The organism is Cobetia sp. 2AS (assembly GCF_029846355.1).
GTDB lineage: Bacteria > Pseudomonadota > Gammaproteobacteria > Pseudomonadales > Halomonadaceae > Cobetia > Cobetia amphilecti.
Genome location: NZ_JARWKQ010000011.1, coordinates 17,490 through 37,018, shown reverse-complemented (window position 1 = coordinate 37,018; position 19,529 = coordinate 17,490). Strand labels below are relative to the sequence as shown.

Sequence of the window (19,529 nt, the reverse complement as noted above, 5' to 3'; positions counted from 1 at the left end):
ACGCCGTGAACCTGGGCGCTGTGACGGTCGATGCGACCATCGACGCACCGAGCCTTGCGCTCACCACCGACACCAACATCACCGACGACGGCATCACCAGCAATGGCGAAGTCACCGTCAGCGGTCTGGAAGCCGACGCCAGCTGGGAGTACTCCCTCGACGGCGGCAGCAACTGGATCGCGGGTACCGGCACTACCTTCACCCTCGCCGAAGGTGTCTACGCCGATGGCGTTGTGCAGATCCGTCAGACCGATGTCGCCGGCAATGTCAGCGACGCCGTGAACCTGGGCGACGTGACGGTCGATGCGACCATCGCCGCACCGAGCCTCGCGCTCACCACCGACACCAACATCACCGACGACGGCATCACCAGCAATGGTGAAGTCACCGTCAGCGGTCTGGAAGCCGACGCCAGCTGGGAGTATTCCCTCGACGGCGGCAGCAACTGGACCGATGGCACCGGCACCACCTTCACGCTGGACGAAGGTGTCTACGCCGATGGCGTTGTGCAGATCCGTCAGACCGATGTGGCCGGCAATGTCAGCGACGCCGTGAACCTGGGCGACGTGACGGTCGATGCGACCGCCCCGACGGGCAGCATCGCCTTCGTCGATGGTGACGATGGCCTGCTCAATCTGGCAGACATCAGCGCCGTCGATCTGACTGGCAGCATCGAGGCCGGTCTCGACAGCAGCAATGTCGTGATCACCATCACTGACAGCGCCGATCCGGCCAACGAGATCACCGTCGCCACGACTGACATTGCGGTCGACGGTGCCGGCAATCTGTCCGTCACCGGTCTGGACCTGAGCACCGCAACTTCCGGGCTCACTGAAGGCGCCCTCACCGTCTCGATGACCGTGACCGATGTGGCGGGCAATACGTTCGAGACCGACGACACCACCACCAGTGACCTCACGGCACCTGAAGTCCCGAGCCTTGCGCTCACCACCGACACCAACGTCACCGACGACGGCATCACCAGCAATGGTGAAGTCACCGTCAGCGGTCTGGAAGCCGACGCCAGCTGGGAGTACTCCCTCGACGGCGGCAGCAACTGGATCGATGGCACCGGCACCACCTTCACCCTCGCCGAAGGTGTCTACGCCGATGGCGTTGTGCAGATCCGTCAGACCGATGTCGCCGGCAATGTCAGTGACGCCGTGAACCTGGGCGACGTGACGGTCGATAATACGGCCCCGGGGGCGCCGCCGACGTTGGTCATCGATGAAGCCCTCAATGGTGTGAATATCGAGGAGCTGACAGATGGGCTGCAAGCCGAGGTCGCGCTCAGTGCGGATACCGTTGCAGGGGATACGGCCACTGTCACCTTGGTTGACACAGATGATGCGGATAATGTGATTACTGCTGATGTGGCGCTGATAGAAACGGATATCGACGCAGGCACTGTGACTGTGACCATCCCGGCTGACACGTTGACCGATGGCAGTAGCTACAACGCCTCAGCTGCCATTACTGACGCCGCAGGCAATGTCAGCAATGAAGTCAATCTGGGCACAGTGACCATAGATACCACTGCCCCCACAACGACTGTCACCATCGATTCCATCAGTGACGATACTGGCCTTGCAGCCGATGACTTCATCACCAGCGACAATGATGGCCTGACGATCACCGCCACGCTGAATGCTCCGCTTGCCGAAGGTGAAACGCTGCAGTACAGCACCGATGGCACCACCTGGGTCGACATCACCGACAGCGTGTCCGGTACTGCCGTCAGCTACGCCGATGCCAGCCTCACCACCTCTGCCACCGTGCAGCTCAAGGTGCAGGACGCCGCCGGCAACGATGGCGCCATCGAGAGTCAAGACGTCGTCATTGATACGACCGCTCCGACAGGGAGTCTCATCAACTTCACGGATGCTGATGGGGACATCAACGCTGCAGAAGCGACAGATGTGACATTCGAAGGCACTGTCGAAGCCGGCTTGACCAGCAGCAACCTCACGATCGTGATCACCGATACCGATAATGGCTCCGTCAGCGTCCCAACCGAGAACATCACTGTCTCGGCGGCGGGCGAAGTGACTGTGTCAGGCGTCGACCTCACCGGTCTGGCAGAGGGACTGCTGACCGTGACCATGACCGTGACGGACGATGCGGGAAATCAGAATGTGGCCGCCGTGACCGATACGGCGACCAAGCTGAGCGACGATTTCCTCGATCTGGGCAATGCCAACCGTCTCACGATCTCGGAAGCGCTGATCGCCTCTGCGGCGGGCGCCGTCGCCAGCACTCAGACATTCGCCGATACCAGCGGTGAGGCAACACTCTCACTCAGCTCCACCGAGTCGCTCACCAGCAACGGTCAGGCGCTTGATTGGGTCGTCACGGATGAAGGACGCACACTCACACTGGCAAGTGATGTCGACAACGCTGCAGCGACGGCCGTCATGGTCGTTTCCGTGACCGAGGATGGCTCGGAAGTTGTCTATAGCGCAGAACTGCTCGGCAACATTGATCAGGCGAATGCCGAGTCCTCCACGGTGGATGTACTTGTCACTCTGAGCGATGGGACATCGAGCACCAGTAGCACCTTGAACATCGATATCGCTGATGATGTACCGACGATTGCGGCAAGTACCGTCGTGGAGACTCTGAGCTCGAATACGGATTACACCGGCTCCATCTTCGATGGTGAGGATGACTTCGGGTTTGGGGCTGATGCGGCAAATGGGCAGGTGCAGTCCTTCGCGTTCAAGGGCCTGACATTCACTGTCTCTGATGATGGCACCTACGCGGACGTGACCGGCACCTCTACCGAGATTGGTCTGGAGGCTGGTGATACTGTCAGCATCGTCGATGGCATTCTGGCGGTCGAAACGCTGTCCGGTGAATCCTTCAGCCTGAATATCGACTCAGGGGACTACAGCTACAGCCACCAGGGCCAGTTCAGCGCAACAGAGGATATCAATACACGCCCGCAAGCCAACGTGACTGAAAGCGATGGTGTGCTAGGCCTTGTCGGCGTCAATGTACTTGATATCGTGACGTTGAGCGCCGACCAGCTTTATAGTGTTTATGATGCTGAAGAGAATGTGTCTTCGGTTACACTTAGTACTAATGGACTTCTGAGCAGCTTGACAAGTGCTATAACAAGCGCAACTGGCTTGACAATAATCGACACCTTACTCACAACATTGTTAGGTTATAGTAACTGGAGCCATAGCTCAGAGATAGCTTCTGAACTTGGATTAACTGTTACTCCAGACACTAGTGACAGCTCGGAAAAAAGTATCACCATCACCAAGACTGATGGCAGCGATATAACCAATCTTGAGATAAATGAGCTATTAGCTAGTGTTGAATTTACGGTTACTTCTCCAGGAATAATAACTGGACTTCTTGCTTTAGTAGACTTGGATTCTCTTGCTGACTCCATCTTGGAAAGCACTACGATTTACGCAACTGACTCACTCGGTGCAACCTCATCTGACACTGATGCTTCATTGGCTAATGTGGAGCTTCTTGTCGATGACTATGAGGTCCCTGTGGATGAAGGCACTACCGGTAATGACACTGTTACCGCTTCACAAACAGGCTCCAACCTTTATGGATATGCCGGAAACGACACACTGAATGGTGGAAGTGGAAGTAATATCCTGCGCGGCGGCAGCGGCAATGACGAACTGAACGGAGGTGGTGCGACTGACCTCCTTATCGGCGGTGCAGACGACGACGCCCTGAACGGTGGTGACGGAAACGACGTCCTTCGTTGGGAGTCCGGTGATGAGGGTACTGTCGCTGCTGCGGCAACAGACACCGTGCTCAACTTCAATAATGGTGGCGTCGGATCGGGAGACATTCTTGATCTGCGCGATATGCTCAACGGGGCCTATTACGTCGATAGCGCCACCAACAATCTTGCGAGCTATATCAGTGCCGAATATGTCTCGGCAGCCGGTGCGACCGTCCTCTATATCAACACAGAGGGTGGATTGACCGCTGATCCTGCCGCGTCCGCCAACCAGGTCATCAATATCGACGGACTCGATCTGACCGAAGGTGGCACCTTGACGAGCAGTGAGGTCATCGACTCCCTCATCAGCGGCGAGCAGTTGTTGGTGGGCACGGAGGTCAATGAGTCTGATGTCAGTGTCACGGTCGTGGATGGTGATGGCGATACGGCGACGGGTGAAATCACCTTCGTCGGTGAGGAAAGCCTGGACGCGGTCACCAATACCGCCCCTATCGTTACCCTGCAGGATTCTGAGCTGTTGGGCCTGGTCGGTCTCGAAGCACTCGACCTGATTGACCTTTCCAACAACAAGGTCTTCGTCGCAGATCCTGACAACAACCTGCGTGAGGTGGTGATCAACTACGCTGCGCTGGTGGATGTCAATTTGTTGACTGGTGTATTCACGGACCCTGAGTTCACTTGGGACAACGACCTGGCAACTTCGCTTGGACTATCAGTTACATCAGACGACAATGGTGTCCTCGGCATAATTGCCACTACCGCGGAACTGACCATTACCGCGACTGACGGTGGGGACATCGACAACCTGGCGCTCAATCAATTCCTGGCGACTGTTGGGTTCAGTGATGGCGGCATTTCGGATCTGAATCTGGCAAACATCGATCTATTGGATGCCTACAGCATCACGGCAACCGATGCCTACGATGCCAGCACCACGGATGCCATCTCCTCTTTGGCAGGTGTGGAGCTGCTTGATTCCAATGAACCCCTGTTCTCCGGTATCGACGAAAGCAACACCTTTATTGGTAGCCTGCTGACCGACGATGAAATCGATATTTCAGCCAACCTTGAAGGTAGCGCGATATTCGGGCTTTCCGGCAATGATTCTCTCATCGGTGGCCTCGGTAATGATGTCATTCGAGGTGGCGAGGGGGATGACTCCCTGGTCGGCAATGCGGGGGATGATCTGCTGATTGGCGATTCGGGCAGCAACACCTTCGATGGTGGCGCGGGTGATGACCTGATCGTCACTTCCAGCCTGGACTTCACCATCGAGGGTGGCGCTGACATCGATACCGTCAGCTTCGATGGCACAGGAAAAGGCATCGATCTCGTCGCCTTGTCCGCCCAGGCTGAGCCCAGTGTCATGACCAACATCGAAGTGCTCGATATCTCGGCCAGCAGCGAGACCGGCACCAGTCTGAAAATCGATGCCGATACGGTATTGAACCTCACCGATGGTGATAACGAGCTGTATATCGATGGCGATGAAGGCGATAGCGTGGAAGCGGCTGGGGCAACATCCTCCGCGACAACGACCGAGTTCAACGGCACGACGTATGATACTTATCAGCTTGGTGAGGCAACGCTGTATATCGATCAAGACGTGACCGTGAATACCAGCAACGGATAAGCCTGATCGAGGTGCCCCGCAAGGGGCACCTCCCTTGATGATCAGCATGATTCAGAAACACTAGAGCGTCAGGATGACGCAGCACTTCAGAGGACACTCTGAAGACAAGGAGTCACATGATGCCCACCCTATTTCGTTGCCCGTCTGCCCACAGACAGGCAACACTTCCGCGCATGCCAGCGACGAAGCGTTGCGTCGCCATCTGTGCCATCTCCGCCGGGCTTTCAGCATCACTCCCGGCCACTGCCCAGACGAATCGCGATCTCGCCGCCGTGCTGAGCGATGTGCTTGCCCATGACCCTCGCATCGAGGCCGCTCGGGCCAATGTGCGTGCAGCGGGCACGGAGATCGAGATCGCCGAGGATGGCTATTGGCCGCGCCTGGAGAGCAGTGTCGGCACCGAGGACAACTTTACCGAAGGCGGCTACCGGCTCACCCTGAGCCAGATGCTGTACGACTGGGGCCAGGTGGAGGCCGAGGTCGAGCAGCGCACGGCAGAGCGGAACGTCGAGCGTGACACCCTGGATCAGACCCGCATGGAAATCGCCCAGGAGGCGATCACCGCCTATATCGATCTGGGCGCCAATCGCGCCATGATGCGCCGCGTGCGCGATTACATCGAGAAGCTTGAAAGCCTCGAGCGCCTGGCCAATGACCGCACCTTCTCGGGCTATGGGGATCGGGTCGAGCTGGACCGGGCCGCTGTTGATCTGGCCAGTGCCCGCGAGTGGCTGGCACGCCTGCAGGGCGATGCCGACACCGCCCGTCAGGAGCTCGAGATACTCAGCGGCCGCTCCTTCAGGGATATCGCCCTGAGCGCCCCGCCGCCCCTGCCGATCGTGGCGGATCTGGCCCGCGACCCCGCCACCACCGATGCCGCCATCACCAACGCGCCGGCCTATCGCAGCCATGTCAGCCAGCAGAATGCCGCGCGCCACGCCCTGAGCCTAAGCGAGGCCGAGCGCTGGCCGGAGTTGCGTCTGGAGGCGACCAGCTCACGCTATGAGTCGAACGACGACATGGTCAGCGACTCCAGCATCGGCCTGCGCATCGAGGCCCCGGTCTTCCAGGGTTTGACGCCGTTGCGCCAGCCCGAAGCGGACCGCGCGCGCCTGACCGCCGCCCAGTTCGAGACCGCCTCCACGGCGCGCGAGCTGCGCCGCCAGATCCAGCGTCTTTCGGCCAGCCAGCCCGCGGTCGAGGCGCGTATCAAGGCGCTGGATCAGCAGGCGCGCAGTGGCGAACGCCTGCGCAGCAGCTATCGCGACCAGTTCATCACCGGCTCGCGCAATATCGAGGATCTGCTGACCATCGAGAGCGAGATTTTCGCCGCACGGCGCCAGATGATCGAGCTCAATACCCAGCTGCTCACCGATCAATATGACCTGGCGACCCAGCTGGGCGCCCTGCCGCTGGTCTCCTCGCCCTATCGGGCTGAAGCCGCTGCCACCCCGCCAGAGACGGCGCACACCTCGCTGCCCCACTCTCATCACCATGCCAGCCAGGGAGTCAGCCCATGAGCGCCCCACAGACCACCGCCTCCTCGGCCACGGCGACATCGCAACCCGCCCCTTTGCTGGAGAGCGTTCGCCAGTTGCTGCGCCTGCAGGGCCACGGCATCGATCTCGAGCGTCTACGACACGGCATGCCACTCACCAAGGGTGAACTGGCGCCGCAGGATCTGGAGCAGGCCCTGTCGCGCCAGGGCATCGCCGCGCGCCTGAGTCAGGCACCGCTCAGCGAGATTCCCGAAAGCCTGATGCCCTGTGTCGTGCTGCTGGGAGACGGCAGCAGTCGCGTGCTGCTGTCCCATGAGGCCGCGCATCAGTGGCCTGCCGAGTCGAGCACGGGATCGAGCAGCGAGTCATCTAGTGAGTCGGGCAGCGACACGAGAGACACCCAGGCAGACGATGATTTGGACACCACCCCCAGCGGCCCCGGCTACAAGCTGCTCGATCCCCTGTCCGGTGGCGCCTACTGGCTGCCACAGGCCGAACTGGCTGCCGCCTACGCCGGCATTGCACTGTTTGCGCATGGCGAGATCTCGCTGGAGCGCGCGGAAGGCTACAGCCAGACCCAGAAGGGGCACTGGCTGACCTCACGGCTCAAGTCGCATTGGCGCGTCTTCGCCGAGGTCGCGTTGTCCTCCTCGCTTGCCGCTCTACTGGCCGTGGCCACGGCCCTGTTCGCGATGCAGGTCTATGACCGGGTGGTGCCGACCGGCGCCGTCGATACGCTGTGGGCGCTGGGCATCGGCGTGATGCTCGCCATCGGACTGGAAGCCTTGTTGCGCGCCTTGCGGGCGCAGCTGATCGAGAACTCGGGCAAGAAGATCGACCTCGAACTCAACGATCACATCTTCCGCCACGCCGTGCAGATGCGCCTGGCCGCCAAGCCGCGCTCGACCGGGGCGATGGCCAGCCAGATTCGTGACTTCGACGCCATTCGCGAGTTCTTCACCGCCTCGACCCTCGGCGCCTGTGGGGATCTACCCTTCGCGCTGCTGTTCCTGGGCCTGATCGCCCTGCTGGGTGGCCCGGTGGTCTGGGTGCCGGTGGCGGCGATCGTGTTGATGCTGATTCCCGTGCTGCTGGCGCAACCGTGGCTGTCACGCCTGTCGCGTGAAGGCATGCGCGAATCGGCGGTCAAGAATGGCGTGCTGCTCGAGACCCTCGACAACCTCGAGAACCTCAAGGCCTGTCGCGCCGAGGGCCATGCCAGCCGTCAATGGCAGCGCCTGACCTCCGAGCAGACACACCGCGGCGTCACCTTCCGCCACGCCGTCGCCTGGCTGACCAGCTGGGGTACCGGCATGCAGCAGCTGGCCTATGTCGGCGTCATCATCGCCGGGGTCTACCTGATCATGGCCGGCGAGTTGAGTGTCGGTGCCCTGATCGCCTGTTCGATTCTCTCGTCGCGCGCCATCGGCCCGACCCTGCAGATCAGTGCGTTGCTGAGTCGCTGGCAGCACGTCAAGGTCGCCAAGGAAGGGCTGAATGCGCTGATGGAGACCGATATCGAGCGTCCCTGCGATCGTCGCTTCGCGCGCCTCGCCCAGGCACGCGGTCACTACCAGGCCGAGAATCTGCACTGGCGCTACGACGAGGAAGCCCCGGAAGCCCTGGCGCTGGACCGCCTGAGCATCGCCCCCGGTGAACACCTCGCCCTGCTGGGGGGCAACGGCGCCGGCAAGAGCACCCTGCTGCGTCTGCTGGCCGGCTACTTCACGCCCACCAGTGGCGAGCTGACCCTCGACAACCTCGCCCTGAGTCAGATCGACCCTGCCGATCGCCAGCGCGCCATCGGCTATCTGCCGCAGGACATCAGCCTGTTCAGCGGTACGCTGCGCGACAACCTGTGCATCGACGGACGGGATGTCAGCGACATGCGCCTGCTGGAGGTCATCGAGATGACCGGGCTGGGCGACTTCGTGCGCCGCCACCCGCTGGGGCTGGACATGATGCTGCACGACCGCCACAGCCTGTCCGGTGGCCAGCGCCAGAGCCTCGGCCTTGCCCGCCTGGTCCTGCAGGACCCGGTCGTCGTGCTGCTGGATGAGCCCACCGCCTCGCTGGATCAGGCCACCGAGCAACACGTCATCAAGACCCTCGGCCCCTGGCTTGCCGGCCGCACCCTGGTGCTGGCCACACACCGCAAGTCGCTGCTCGGCTGGGTCGAACGCGCCCTGGTGCTGCGCCACGGCAAGCGCGTCATGGACGGCCCGCTGGATCAGATCATGGCCAGACAATCGGCCGGCAAGACACCGGCCACCTCCGCATCCCGTCAGCGCCAGGAGGCCTCATGAGCCAGCGTTTCGATCCCGAACTCCTCAAACGCGAGCTGGGCGCGCCGGACCAGAAACTGGAAAGCCACTGGTCGCGTCCGCTGCTGTGGGCCAGCTTCCTGGTCATCGCACTGTTCATCGCCTGGGCCAGCTGGGCCGAGGTCAATGAGGTAGCGCGTGGCGAAGCCAAGGTCATCCCCTCCTCGCGTCAGCAGACCATCCAGAGTCTCGAGGGCGGTATCCTCGACGAGATGATGGTCAGCGAGGGCGAGATCGTCGAGGCCGGTCAGCTGCTGGCCGCCATCGACGAGACCCGCTTCCGCTCGGCCTACATGGAGTCATTGAGTCAGGCGCAGGCGCTGCGCGCCACCATCGCCCGTCTGGAGGCCGAGGTGCTGGACAAGTCGAGCATCGAGTTCCCCGAGGAAGTGCGTGACAACGAGGCACTGACCGCCACCGAGCGCGAGCTGTTCACGGCTCGGCGCAAGAAGCGTGACAGCGCCCTGAATGCGGTCAGCAAGGAAATCAGTGCCGCTCAGCGTCAGCTCGCGGTGATCCGTCCGCTGGTCAAGCGGCGTGCCGTGGGCGAGATGGAAATGCTCAAGCTGGATCGCGAGATAGCCGAGCTCAACGGTCGTCAGGCCGAGATCCGCAACACCTATCTGCAGGACGCCTACGCCGAGCTTGCCGACAAGAAGTCCGAACTGGCCGCCCTCGAGGAAACCAGCGTGCAGCGGCGTGATCAGCTGGACCGTACCCGGCTGCTCTCGCCGGTTCGCGGGGTGGTCAACAACATCGCCATCACCACGCGCGGTGGGGTAATACCGCCCGGCGAGGAGATCATGCAGATCACCCCGCTGGAGGACACCCTGGTGTTCGAGACGCGCATTCGCCCGCAGGATGTCGCCTTCATCGCCCCGGGCATGCCGGCGACGATCCGCATCAGTGCCTACGACTATGCGGTCTACGGCACGCTGGAGGGCAAGGTCGAGCGCATCAGCTCGGACACCCTGGAGGAGGAAACGCCACGCGGCGAGGAAAGCTACTATCGCGTGCTGGTCAGCAGCGAGACCGCGGCGCTTGAGCACAAAGGCGAGACGCTGCCGATCAAGCCGGGCATGGTCGCCACGGTCGACATCGAGACCGGCGAGCGCAGCGTGCTCTCCTACCTGCTGAGGCCCTTCACGCGTCTGGAGCTGCGCTGAGCGCAAGCCTGATCGTCAGATAGCGGGCGGCTGGCGCAATGCCAGCATGTCCGGCCACAACCGCGCGAAGCTGTCCTCGAGCATCGCGCGGTTATCCGCCAGCCACGGCGTCATGTCCGCCAAGGGATTGGCGTCTGCATCCAGATTGCCCACCCTGTGCGTATGCCTTCCATTGCGAGTATCACTTGTCTGGCGAGTATCACTTGTCTGGCGGGTATCAATTGTCTGGCGTAAGCGGCGCCTGGCCGTCATGCGCTCGCCGATGCTGGCAATGGTCGCGAGCGTGAACTCCAGCTCCTGATAACGCCTGAGCGCATCGCGCACCTGAATCCATTCGATCAGGCTCGACAGGCGTGACGGCACCTCCTCACGCGCCAGCAGGCGATAGAGGCGCTCGATATCGTCATCGTGCATCTCGGCGGCCAGCAGGTGATCCCACATCATGTCGAAGGCGATGCCGGCGACACGTCGCGACGAAGGCGGCACCTGGGTCAACAACCAGCGTGTCTCGGGATGGGCGTCGATCACCGCGTCACAGCGGCGGTGAAAGCGGATGCCCGCCTCTACCTCCGGCGACCAGTCGCTCAGGTCACTGCCGCGCACGCCATCGGCAATCAGGTTGCCAAACAGGAAGTTATCGCTGCCCGCCAGACTCAGGCGTGCATGACCGAGAAAGTTCAAGTTGCTAGACTCCTGCTTTTGCGAATCCTGTCGCCGGTCTCATCTGGCGCGCCCTGGCTCTGCATACCCTGCTCCTGTTTCCCTACTCTACTGACTATCGAGATTCACGATGCCGTCCGCCTCCATGCCAGTCAAAGCGCCTATCGTGCGTGATATCGTCCTGATCGGCGGTGGGCACAGCCACGTCGGCGTGCTGATGCGCTTTGCCATGCAGCCAGAGCCCGGTGTCCGCCTGACCGTCATCTGTCGCGACACCGACACGCCCTACTCCGGCATGTTGCCGGGCTACGTCGCCGGTCATTATACGTTCGACGATGTGCATATCGACCTGCGCCGGCTGTGTCAGTTCGCCGGTGCCCGCTTCTATCGCGATCAGGTGATCGATATCGACCGCCGCGAGCGCCGCGTGATCTGCGCCGAGCGCCCGGCGGTGGACTACGACCTGCTGTCGATCAATATCGGCTCCACGCCTCGCCTGTCCCACATCGACGGTATCGGTGACCCTGAAGCTGCAGACGCCCCCGTGGTGGCGGTCAAGCCGATCAGCACCTTCCAGCAGCGCTGGCTGAGTCTGCTCGAGCGCGCCAGAAGCGCCGAGCGCCCGCTCGATATCGTGCTGGTCGGCGGCGGTGCCGGCGGGGTCGAGCTGCTGCTGGCCATCCAGCAGCGCCTCGCCACCGAGTTGCCCGATGCGCTCGCGCCGAACCTGACGCTGATCACCCGCGGACAGCGTCTGTTGCCCACCCATGCGCACACGGTCAGTGAGGCACTTGCCACTACCCTGCACGAGCGCGGTATCCAGGTGCATTTCGGCGAGGAGATCACGGCCGTCGAACGCGCATCCTCGACCGCCCAGCGCCAGCTGATCAGTGCCAGCGGTGCCTGCCATCAGGCCGATGAAGCCATCTGGGTGACACGGGCCGGTGGTGCGCGCTGGCTGGAGAAGACCGGACTGAGCCTGGACGAGGATGGCTTCCTCAAGGTTCGCGACAGCCTGCAGACACTTGAGGATGACGCCATCTTCGCCGCGGGCGATATCGCACATCAACTCAACCATCCCCGCGAGAAGGCCGGCGTGTTTGCCGTGCGTCAGGCGCGGCCGCTGGCCGACAACCTGCGACGGGCCGTACGCGGCGAAGCGCTCAAGGCGCATATCCCGCAGTCGCGCTGGCTGGCGCTGATCAGCACCGGGGATCGCGACGCCATCGCCTCACGCGGCAAGCTGGGGCTGGTCGCCCCGCGTCTGCGCCCGTGGCTATGGCGCTGGAAGGACCATATCGACCGCCAGTTCATGGCTCGCTTCAATGAACTGCCCAGCATGCAGGACGCCGCGAATAGCGGCGGCCTTGCCGGGGTGCATCAGCGTATCAGCGCTGCCTGGCAGGCGTTAAAGGGCAGCGATGACAAGCTTCATCCGCGCCTGACCGCCGAGCTGGATGAGCAGGAGGCACATCAGGCCCTGTCCGCATTGGCGATGCGCTGCGGCGGCTGCGGGGCCAAGGTCGGCGCCAGCGTGCTGTCACGAGCGCTGCAGAGTCTGGCCCCGCGCGAGAACCCGGACGTGCTGGTCGGGCTACATGCCCCGGATGATGCCGCCATCGTGCGCGTACCCGAAGGACAGGCGCTGGTGCACAGCGTCGACTTCTTCCGCGCCTTCATCGATGACCCCTACCTGTTCGGGCGCATCGCCGCCAATCACGCACTGGGCGATCTCTACGCCATGGGCGCGACGCCGCACACGGCGACGGCGGTGGCCACGGTGCCGCAGGGAATCGAGCGCAAGGTCGAACCGCTGGTGCGCGAGCTGATGCAAGGCGCGACCGAGGTACTCAACGAGGCGGGCTGCTGTCTGGTCGGCGGCCACACCGGCGAAGGTAAGGAGCTGGCGCTGGGCTTCGCGCTCAATGGTCTGGTGGAGGAGAGTCTGGCCGGCGTCACCTGCAAGGGCGGCATGCAGCCGGGCGATGTGCTGCTGCTCACCAAGGCCATCGGCACCGGTACGCTGTTGGCGGCGCACGCACGCCTGGAAGCCCGCGGCCGCTGGATCGACGCCGCGCTGGACAGCATGCAGCAATCCAGTCAGCGCGCGGCGGATATCCTGCGCGCGCATCAGGCGAGCGCCTCCACCGATGTCACCGGCTTCGGTCTGCTCGGCCATCTGGTCGAGATGACCCGCGCCAGCGGCGTGGATGCCGAGCTTGAGATCGATGCCCTGCCGGTGCTCGAAGGCGCCGAGGACTGTGTCGCCCGCGGCGTGGTCAGCTCGCTGCAACCGGCCAATCTGCGCCTCAAGCGTGCTCTGAAGGACCAGGCCGGCGTCATCGATCATCCGCGTTATCCGCTGCTGTTCGATCCGCAGACCGCCGGTGGCCTGCTGGCCAGTGTGCCAGCCAGTGAGGCCGAGTCCTGCCTGGCCGCGCTCAAGGCAGCCGGCTATCACGCCAGCGCCATCATCGGGCGCATCACTCCCCAGGGCGATGCACTGGCGCCGATCAGCATCAAGCACTGAGCACGGTTAGACGGTCACACGGTGAGCCAGCCAGCCGGCGGTTGATGACAACCGGCGATTCCCAGCGATGCTTCACAAGCGTTGTGACATTCAGATGGCAAGACGCCCGCCAGAGAATTCTCTGGCGGGCGTCTTCATGACTGCCGACTCATGCGCGGGGCAACTGGCGACAAGCGTCAGACTGACCGGCTATCTCAGGCTTCGGCTTCGCGCTTGAGCGCCTCGAAGGACTCCACGAACGCATCCATGGTCTCGGCGCAGTAATCCCGCAGCCCACTGACGACCAGCTTCTTGGAACCACTGCCGATGCACTGCTCGCCATCATGGATGCTGAACTCGAGCAGGGTATCGCCACGCTTGCCGTTGACCTCGAGCGAGGACCCCACGAAGTCGAGGTGCAGGTCGGCGATATCCAGGCGCTCGAAACAGAAGCCCATGCTGTCGTAGATCACCAGCGGGCGGGCCGGGTTGAACATCACGCCCTTCTCCAGCATCAACGGCTGCAGGAAGTGCGGGAAGTTGCGCCCGGAGAAGGCGATGTACTGGCGGGTGAAATTGGCGACCACTTCCTCGTCATGGGTGGTATCGCCGCTGCGCTCGACCGTCAGGTAGACCTTGCCGGCTTCATCGCGTACCAGCAGGGACACGCCATTCTCGTCGGGGGCGTCCAGCGCTTCGAAGATCAAGGGCACATCGTTGCCGACCATGCCGCAGAAACGGATGGTCATGCACTGCGACAGACCGAATTTCGCCAGCAACAGGGAGAACAGCAGGTCGCCGGGCACACAGAAGCGTCGCGCGTCCGGGTCATGAATGGGGTTGTAATCCCCCGCCATCTGCTTGGCGAAACGACTTGCCTGCTCGGCGGTGATCCGCACGCGGCCATCTTCGACCCGGTGAAACTGATCAAGAAACATGGACTGCCTTCCTGCCCTGCTTGAATGATGATCGATGGCCCGTCCTGAACCATCGCGGAAATGCCTCCGAGGGGAGGAATCGCGGTCGACGCGCTGTCACGCCTGCCCACCTGTCGTGTCATGAAGCTTTCAAGACATGCAGATGAAACGATTTTACCACTGGATGACAGTCAGGTGGTGACTCGTGACAGGCTTTGCAAGAGATTGCAGCGCGACAGATGGCCATATACTGTATATAACCCCATGCTTTCGGGCAAACCGCCGCACTGCCCGCCACTTCGACAGGTCGCCATGCAAGCCGCTCCCCTCGACAATCCGCGCTACTACCTGGCCAACTTCGACACCCTGATCGACTGGGTCTGCCAGTGTCACGCCGATCTGCTGACAGAGGCGGAGCGTGCCACGGTGGACGCCATCACTCACCTGCCGGATGCCTCGCGGGCCTTGCTGGTGCGACTGCTGATGCGCAAGGGTGATCATTTCGAGCGCTCGCAGCTGAACTATGCCGAGATCGGGGCGATCGAGGCCGCAAGCCAGCCATTGATCACACCGCTCGCCGACAGTGCCACGCCTGACGGCCTGTGCCGCCACAATACCGACCTGAGTCTGGACGAGATGCTGGCGCTGGTGACCTTGCCGCGCCTCCGGGCAGCCTTTGCCGAGCTGCCCAGAAGCACGCCCAAGCGTCGCATGCATGATGCCATCAGCGAGCTGCTGGGCGACGTCACGCCACGGCCACTGCCAGCCTGGTTGAACGACCCCACAGCCGTCACCTTGAGTGTCGGGCTGGGTGAGCTGTCGCGACGCCTGAGCCTGATGTTCTTCGGCAACCTGCGCCAGAATCTGTCGGACTTCGTACTCAGCGAGCTGGGCCTGCTGCGTTGCGAGACGGTCGCCCTGTCGCCGGCCTCGCGCGCCTTCACCCATCGCCGGGAGGTGGATCGCTATCTGGCGCTGGAGCAACTGCGTGAGGACTGGCAGCAAGCCAGCGAGCGGCTGGACCGCACGGCGAACGTTGAACTTGAGCGGCACTGGCAGCGCATCGTCGCGGCGCTGGATGCGACGCCGTCTGCAGCGGCAAACGAGTTCCGCAGTGAGCCGTCCGCGACTCATCAGCTCACTGACGCTCATGCCACTGACGGGCGTGCTATTGATGATCGTGCCAATGCCTGGCTGGCGCAGCGGCGTGACCGCCTGCGCTTCTCGCTGGCCCGCGACGCCGAGCGTCAGGGCTGGCATCAGGCGGCCGCCCGCCAGTACGCCTGTCTCGAGAACTCCGCGTATGCTCCGCGTGCCATGCCGCGCCGGGTGAGAGCGCTGGAGCTGTCTGGCGATATCAGCGCAGCTCACGCGCTGGCCAGCGAGCGGTTGGCCCGCGCCGAGATCACGCTGGACGAGCAGCTGGCACTCGAACGCGCCCTGCCGCGTCTGTGCCGTGGCCTCGGATTGCCCGCGCCCAGGCGCGCCAGGGCGCCGACCACGCCACAGATCACCCTCACGGTGCCCGACCTTGCCACCTCGGCGGCTGACGGTATCCACGGCGTCGAGCGCGCGGCCGCCCATGCGCTGGCCACGCCCGGGACGCCGGTCTTCTATGTCGAGAATGGCCTGATTCCCGCGCTCTTCACCCTGCTGTGCTGGGAGGCGCTGTTCGCCCCCTTGCCGGGGGCCTTCTTCCACGCCTTCCACACCGGCCCGGCGGACCTCTATCGCCCTGATTTCGTCAGCCGTCGCCAGGCCGCTTTCGAGGCCTGCTTCGCGCGCCTGAACGATGAAAGCTACCGGACGGTGATCCGTGAACGCCACCAGCAGAAACAGGGCATTCAGGCGCCCTTCGTGCACTGGGAGCTATTGAGCGAGGAACTGCTGAACCACGCACTGGACTGCATTCCGCCCGCGCATCTGGAAGCCTGTTTCCGCCACCTGCTGGCCAACCCTCGCGAACATCGCGCCGGCCTGCCGGACCTGATCCAGTTCTTCCCCGAGCACAGCAGCGACCGTTATCGGCTGATCGAGGTCAAGGCGCCCACCGACCGTCTGCAGGACAACCAGCGTCAATGGCTGGCCCTGTTCGCACGCCATGCGATTCCGGCGCTGGAGTGTCGCGTCGAATGGCTGAGCGCGACCGAGGCCTCAGTGGACGAATGCTCCCGGCACAAGGCACCTCCCGCATCATGATCAAGGCGGACGAGACCCACGCTGAACCCGCACGCTACCGGATCGCGGTGCGTGAACTGTGCGCCTTCGCCGCGCGCGAGGGCGATCTGGACCTGCGCTTCACGCCATCGCCCACTGCCCAGCAGGGCATTCGTGGTCATCAGCGTATCGTGCGCCGACGCGGTAAGGACTATGAAAGCGAGATCTCGCTCAGCGGTGACATCGGCAACCTGACCATCAGTGGGCGCGCCGATGGCTATGATCCCAAGCGCAACTGCCTCGAGGAGATCAAGACCCACCGCGGCGACCTCTCCCGCCAGCCCGCGCACCATCGCGCCCTGCACTGGGCTCAGGCGCGCGTCTACGGCGCGCTGATGTGTCGCAGCCGAGACCTCGAAGGCATCACGCTGGCGCTGGTCTATCTGGACATCGCGGCGGATGCGCCCAGGGGCGCCAAGGGCAGCAAGGATGAGCAAAACGAGCAGGACGCGGGCACCCTGGATGATCGAGACGAGCAGACTGACCAGGCTGACCCCAAAAGCCGCAAGGCACAGCATGATGAGCAGCGTCTGGAAGCCTGGTGGAGCCGTGAGGCGCTGGAGGCAGAGCTGGCACGTCTGGCGGCACGCTTCAGCGAGTTCGCCGCCAATGAGCTGGCCCATCGCAGCGCCCGCGACAGCGCGCTGAGCCGCCTGGCCTTTCCGTGGCCGAGCTGGCGCCCCGGGCAACGCCAGCTGGCCGAGCACGCCTACAAGGCGGTGATGACCGGCCGCGAGCTGCTTGCCGAGGCACCGACCGGCACCGGCAAGACCCTGGCCACGCTGTATCCGGCACTGCGCGCGATGCCCGCAAGCGGCACGGACAGGCTCTTCTACCTCACCGCCCGCACCCCGGGCCGCGCGCTGGCACTCGACGCGCTGGCCACCTTGGCACCAGCCGCTGACGACAGCGAGGATCAGGAAAAGACACCGGCGACACCGCTGCGCATTCTGGAACTGGGCGCGCGCAGCAAGACCTGCGAGCACCCGACCCTCGCCTGTCATGGCGAGTCCTGCCCGCTGGCGCGCGGGTTCTATGATCGCCTGCCCGCGGCACGCGACGCCGCCCTCGCCGACCAACGGCCACTGAATCTGGCGACGACACGCCGCCACGCCCTGGCCCACGACATCTGCCCCTACTTTCTCGCCCAGGAGCTCTCGCGCTGGGCGGATGTCATCATCGGCGACCATAACCACTACTTCGACAGTCATGCGCTGCTGTTCGCCCTGACCCAGGCCAATGACTGGCGCACGGTGGTACTGGTCGATGAGAGCCACAACCTCATCGAGCGCGCCCGTGGCATGTACAGCGGCGAACTTGACGCACGCCAGTTCCACTTCCTGCTCAAGCAGTTGAGCCGCACGGGCCATCCGGCTCCGCTGCGCTCGGCCTCACGCGCGTTGGCTCGCCAATGGCGAGCGCTGGAACAGCTCGAGCTGGGTGCTGACGACGAGACACAGGCAAGCAAGGTCGATAGCAAGGACGCAGGCCACAAGGCGCAGCGCCTTGCGCTGGAGACTCTGCCCGGCGACTTCCTCAAGGCCTTGAGCCAATGGACCGGCGCGATGGGCGACTGGTTGGCGGAGCCTGACAAGGCCGCAAGCCCTGCTGCGGCCAGGCAACAGCCAGCGAGAGCCAAAGCCACGCAAGCCCCCGAACAGCTGGGCCTGATCGCAAGCGATGCCTCCTCTGCTGCTCCGAGTGCTACCGATACAGGCACTGCAACGACAGTCTCCGGCTCGGCCTCCTCCACGGCCAGGCGCCGTGTGGAACCCGATGTCGAGATGATGGAGGCGTATTTTGCGGCACTGACACTGGCGCGACTCGCCGAAGGCTTCGGCGATCACTCGCTGTTCGAGGTCGAACTCGCCTCCACTCCCCCCGCGCGGCAGGCATCACTCGCCAGCGATTCAAGCTCGAGTTCCGGCGCAGCATCGGATGCAGGAGCAGAAGAAGCAGGAGGAGAAGCAGGAGCAGCAGCCCGGCCACGCAAGGCCCGCGGGCGCAGCGTGCGCCAGATCCAGCCGCGACTGCGCTGCGTCAGCCCGGCGCCGTGGCTGGCACCTCGCCTGCGCGCCAGTCACGCCACCCTGTTGTTCTCGGCCACGCTCAATCCACCGGCCTATCACCATCGCCTGCTGGGTCTGGCGGACGATGCCGTCTGGCTGAGTGTCGATTCCCCGTTCAGCGCAACCCAGGTGCAGGTCAGTCGTCATCGGCTCTCGACACGCCTGCGGGATCGCGACGCCTCCTGTCGGCCGATCGCCGAGTTGATGGCGCGCCAATACCGGCAGCGCCCGGGCAACTATCTGGCGTTCTTCTCGAGCTTCGCCTATCTGGAGCAGGTGGCCAGCACCCTGCAACAACTGGCGCCGGAGATTCCCCAATGGCGTCAGACCCGCGCCATGACGGAAGCGGAGCGCACCACCTTCATTCAGCGCTTCACCCCCGACGGCCAAGGCATCGGCTTCGCGGTGCTGGGTGGCGCCTTCGGCGAAGGGATCGACCTGCCCGGCTCGCGTCTGATCGGGGCCTTCATCGCCACCCTGGGACTGGCCGGTTTCAGCCCCGAGAATGAAGCGCTCAAGCAGCGCCTGGCCACGTGGCTCGACAACGACGCACAGCGGCGTAGCCAGCCGCAACAGGCTGAAGGCGACCCACACGACGATACGCGCGCATCGCGCCCGGTCATCCAGCCCTTGAATGCCGATGACTGCACCTATCTGTACCCGGGGCTCACCAGAGTGGTGCAGGCTGCCGGCCGAGTGATTCGCAGCGAGCAGGATCAGGGCGTGATCCACTTGATCGATGACCGTTTCATGCGCCCGGAAGTCGCACGGTTGCTGCCACGCTGGTGGTCACCGACGAATTGATGCGGGATGC

General features: G+C 63.5%; 9 protein-coding genes. 7 read left to right on the top strand and 2 right to left on the bottom strand.

From position 1 onward, the window contains the following. The first annotated feature begins 20 nt into the window (after positions 1–20). The 4 genes from QD356_RS17705 (at position 21) to QD356_RS17690 (ending at position 10,343) form a co-directional block, all read left to right on the top strand. A complete protein-coding gene (locus tag QD356_RS17705) occupies positions 21–5,354 on the top strand; it encodes a hypothetical protein (protein ID WP_279878479.1) in 5,334 nt (1,777 codons plus the stop codon). Between the two features lie 173 nt (positions 5,355–5,527). After that, positions 5,528–6,874 (top strand): TolC family protein, encoded by a 1,347-nt coding sequence (locus QD356_RS17700; protein ID WP_192838242.1) that lies wholly within the window; start codon positions 5,528–5,530, stop codon positions 6,872–6,874. Beyond that, positions 6,871–9,159: a type I secretion system permease/ATPase gene (locus tag QD356_RS17695; RefSeq protein WP_192838241.1), complete on the top strand. Its 2,289-nt coding sequence runs from the start codon at positions 6,871–6,873 to the stop codon at positions 9,157–9,159. The genes QD356_RS17700 and QD356_RS17695 overlap by 4 nt, the downstream gene beginning before the upstream one ends. Next, a complete protein-coding gene (locus tag QD356_RS17690) occupies positions 9,156–10,343 on the top strand; it encodes an HlyD family efflux transporter periplasmic adaptor subunit (protein ID WP_192838240.1) in 1,188 nt (395 codons plus the stop codon). The genes QD356_RS17695 and QD356_RS17690 overlap by 4 nt, the downstream gene beginning before the upstream one ends. A 15-nt stretch (positions 10,344–10,358) precedes the next feature. On the opposite strand, the gene QD356_RS17685 is transcribed toward QD356_RS17690, so the two are convergent. After that, positions 10,359–11,024 carry an ACP phosphodiesterase gene (locus QD356_RS17685; protein WP_192838239.1) on the bottom strand — a complete coding sequence of 222 codons (666 nt, stop codon included), beginning with the start codon at positions 11,022–11,024 and terminating at the stop codon, positions 10,359–10,361. 145 nt (positions 11,025–11,169) lie between these two features. Here QD356_RS17685 and selD point away from each other — a divergent pair, with 145 nt between their 5' ends. Further along, positions 11,170–13,533, top strand: coding sequence for a selenide, water dikinase SelD (selD, locus tag QD356_RS17680; protein WP_279878473.1), 2,364 nt, complete (start codon positions 11,170–11,172; stop codon positions 13,531–13,533). A gap of 194 nt (positions 13,534–13,727) precedes the next feature. Here selD and QD356_RS17675 read toward each other — a convergent pair whose 3' ends face one another. Then, on the bottom strand, positions 13,728–14,450 hold the full coding sequence (locus QD356_RS17675) for a DUF3581 family protein (RefSeq protein WP_054556084.1): 723 nt from the start codon (positions 14,448–14,450) through the stop codon (positions 13,728–13,730). 291 nt (positions 14,451–14,741) lie between these two features. Here QD356_RS17675 and QD356_RS17670 point away from each other — a divergent pair, with 291 nt between their 5' ends. Continuing rightward, a complete protein-coding gene (locus tag QD356_RS17670; RefSeq protein WP_192838237.1) occupies positions 14,742–16,628 on the top strand; it encodes a VRR-NUC domain-containing protein in 1,887 nt (628 codons plus the stop codon). Further along, entirely contained in the window at positions 16,625–19,519 is a 2,895-nt protein-coding gene (locus QD356_RS17665; RefSeq protein WP_225996433.1) for a helicase C-terminal domain-containing protein, read from the top strand. The genes QD356_RS17670 and QD356_RS17665 overlap by 4 nt, the downstream gene beginning before the upstream one ends. Positions 19,520–19,529: the final 10 nt, after the last annotated feature.

What these genes read in the sequence shown, in the direction of transcription:
- QD356_RS17670 (WP_192838237.1), top strand. Translation starts at nt 14,742, where the DNA reads ATGCAAGCCGCTCCCCTCGACAATCCGCGCTACTACCTGGCCAACTTC.
- QD356_RS17690 (WP_192838240.1), top strand. Translation starts at nt 9,156, where the DNA reads ATGAGCCAGCGTTTCGATCCCGAACTCCTCAAACGCGAGCTGGGCGCG.
- QD356_RS17665 (WP_225996433.1), top strand. Translation starts at nt 16,625, where the DNA reads ATGATCAAGGCGGACGAGACCCACGCTGAACCCGCACGCTACCGGATC.
- QD356_RS17700 (WP_192838242.1), top strand. Translation starts at nt 5,528, where the DNA reads ATGCCAGCGACGAAGCGTTGCGTCGCCATCTGTGCCATCTCCGCCGGG.
- QD356_RS17675 (WP_054556084.1), bottom strand. Translation starts at nt 14,450, where the DNA reads ATGTTTCTTGATCAGTTTCACCGGGTCGAAGATGGCCGCGTGCGGATC.
- QD356_RS17695 (WP_192838241.1), top strand. Translation starts at nt 6,871, where the DNA reads ATGAGCGCCCCACAGACCACCGCCTCCTCGGCCACGGCGACATCGCAA.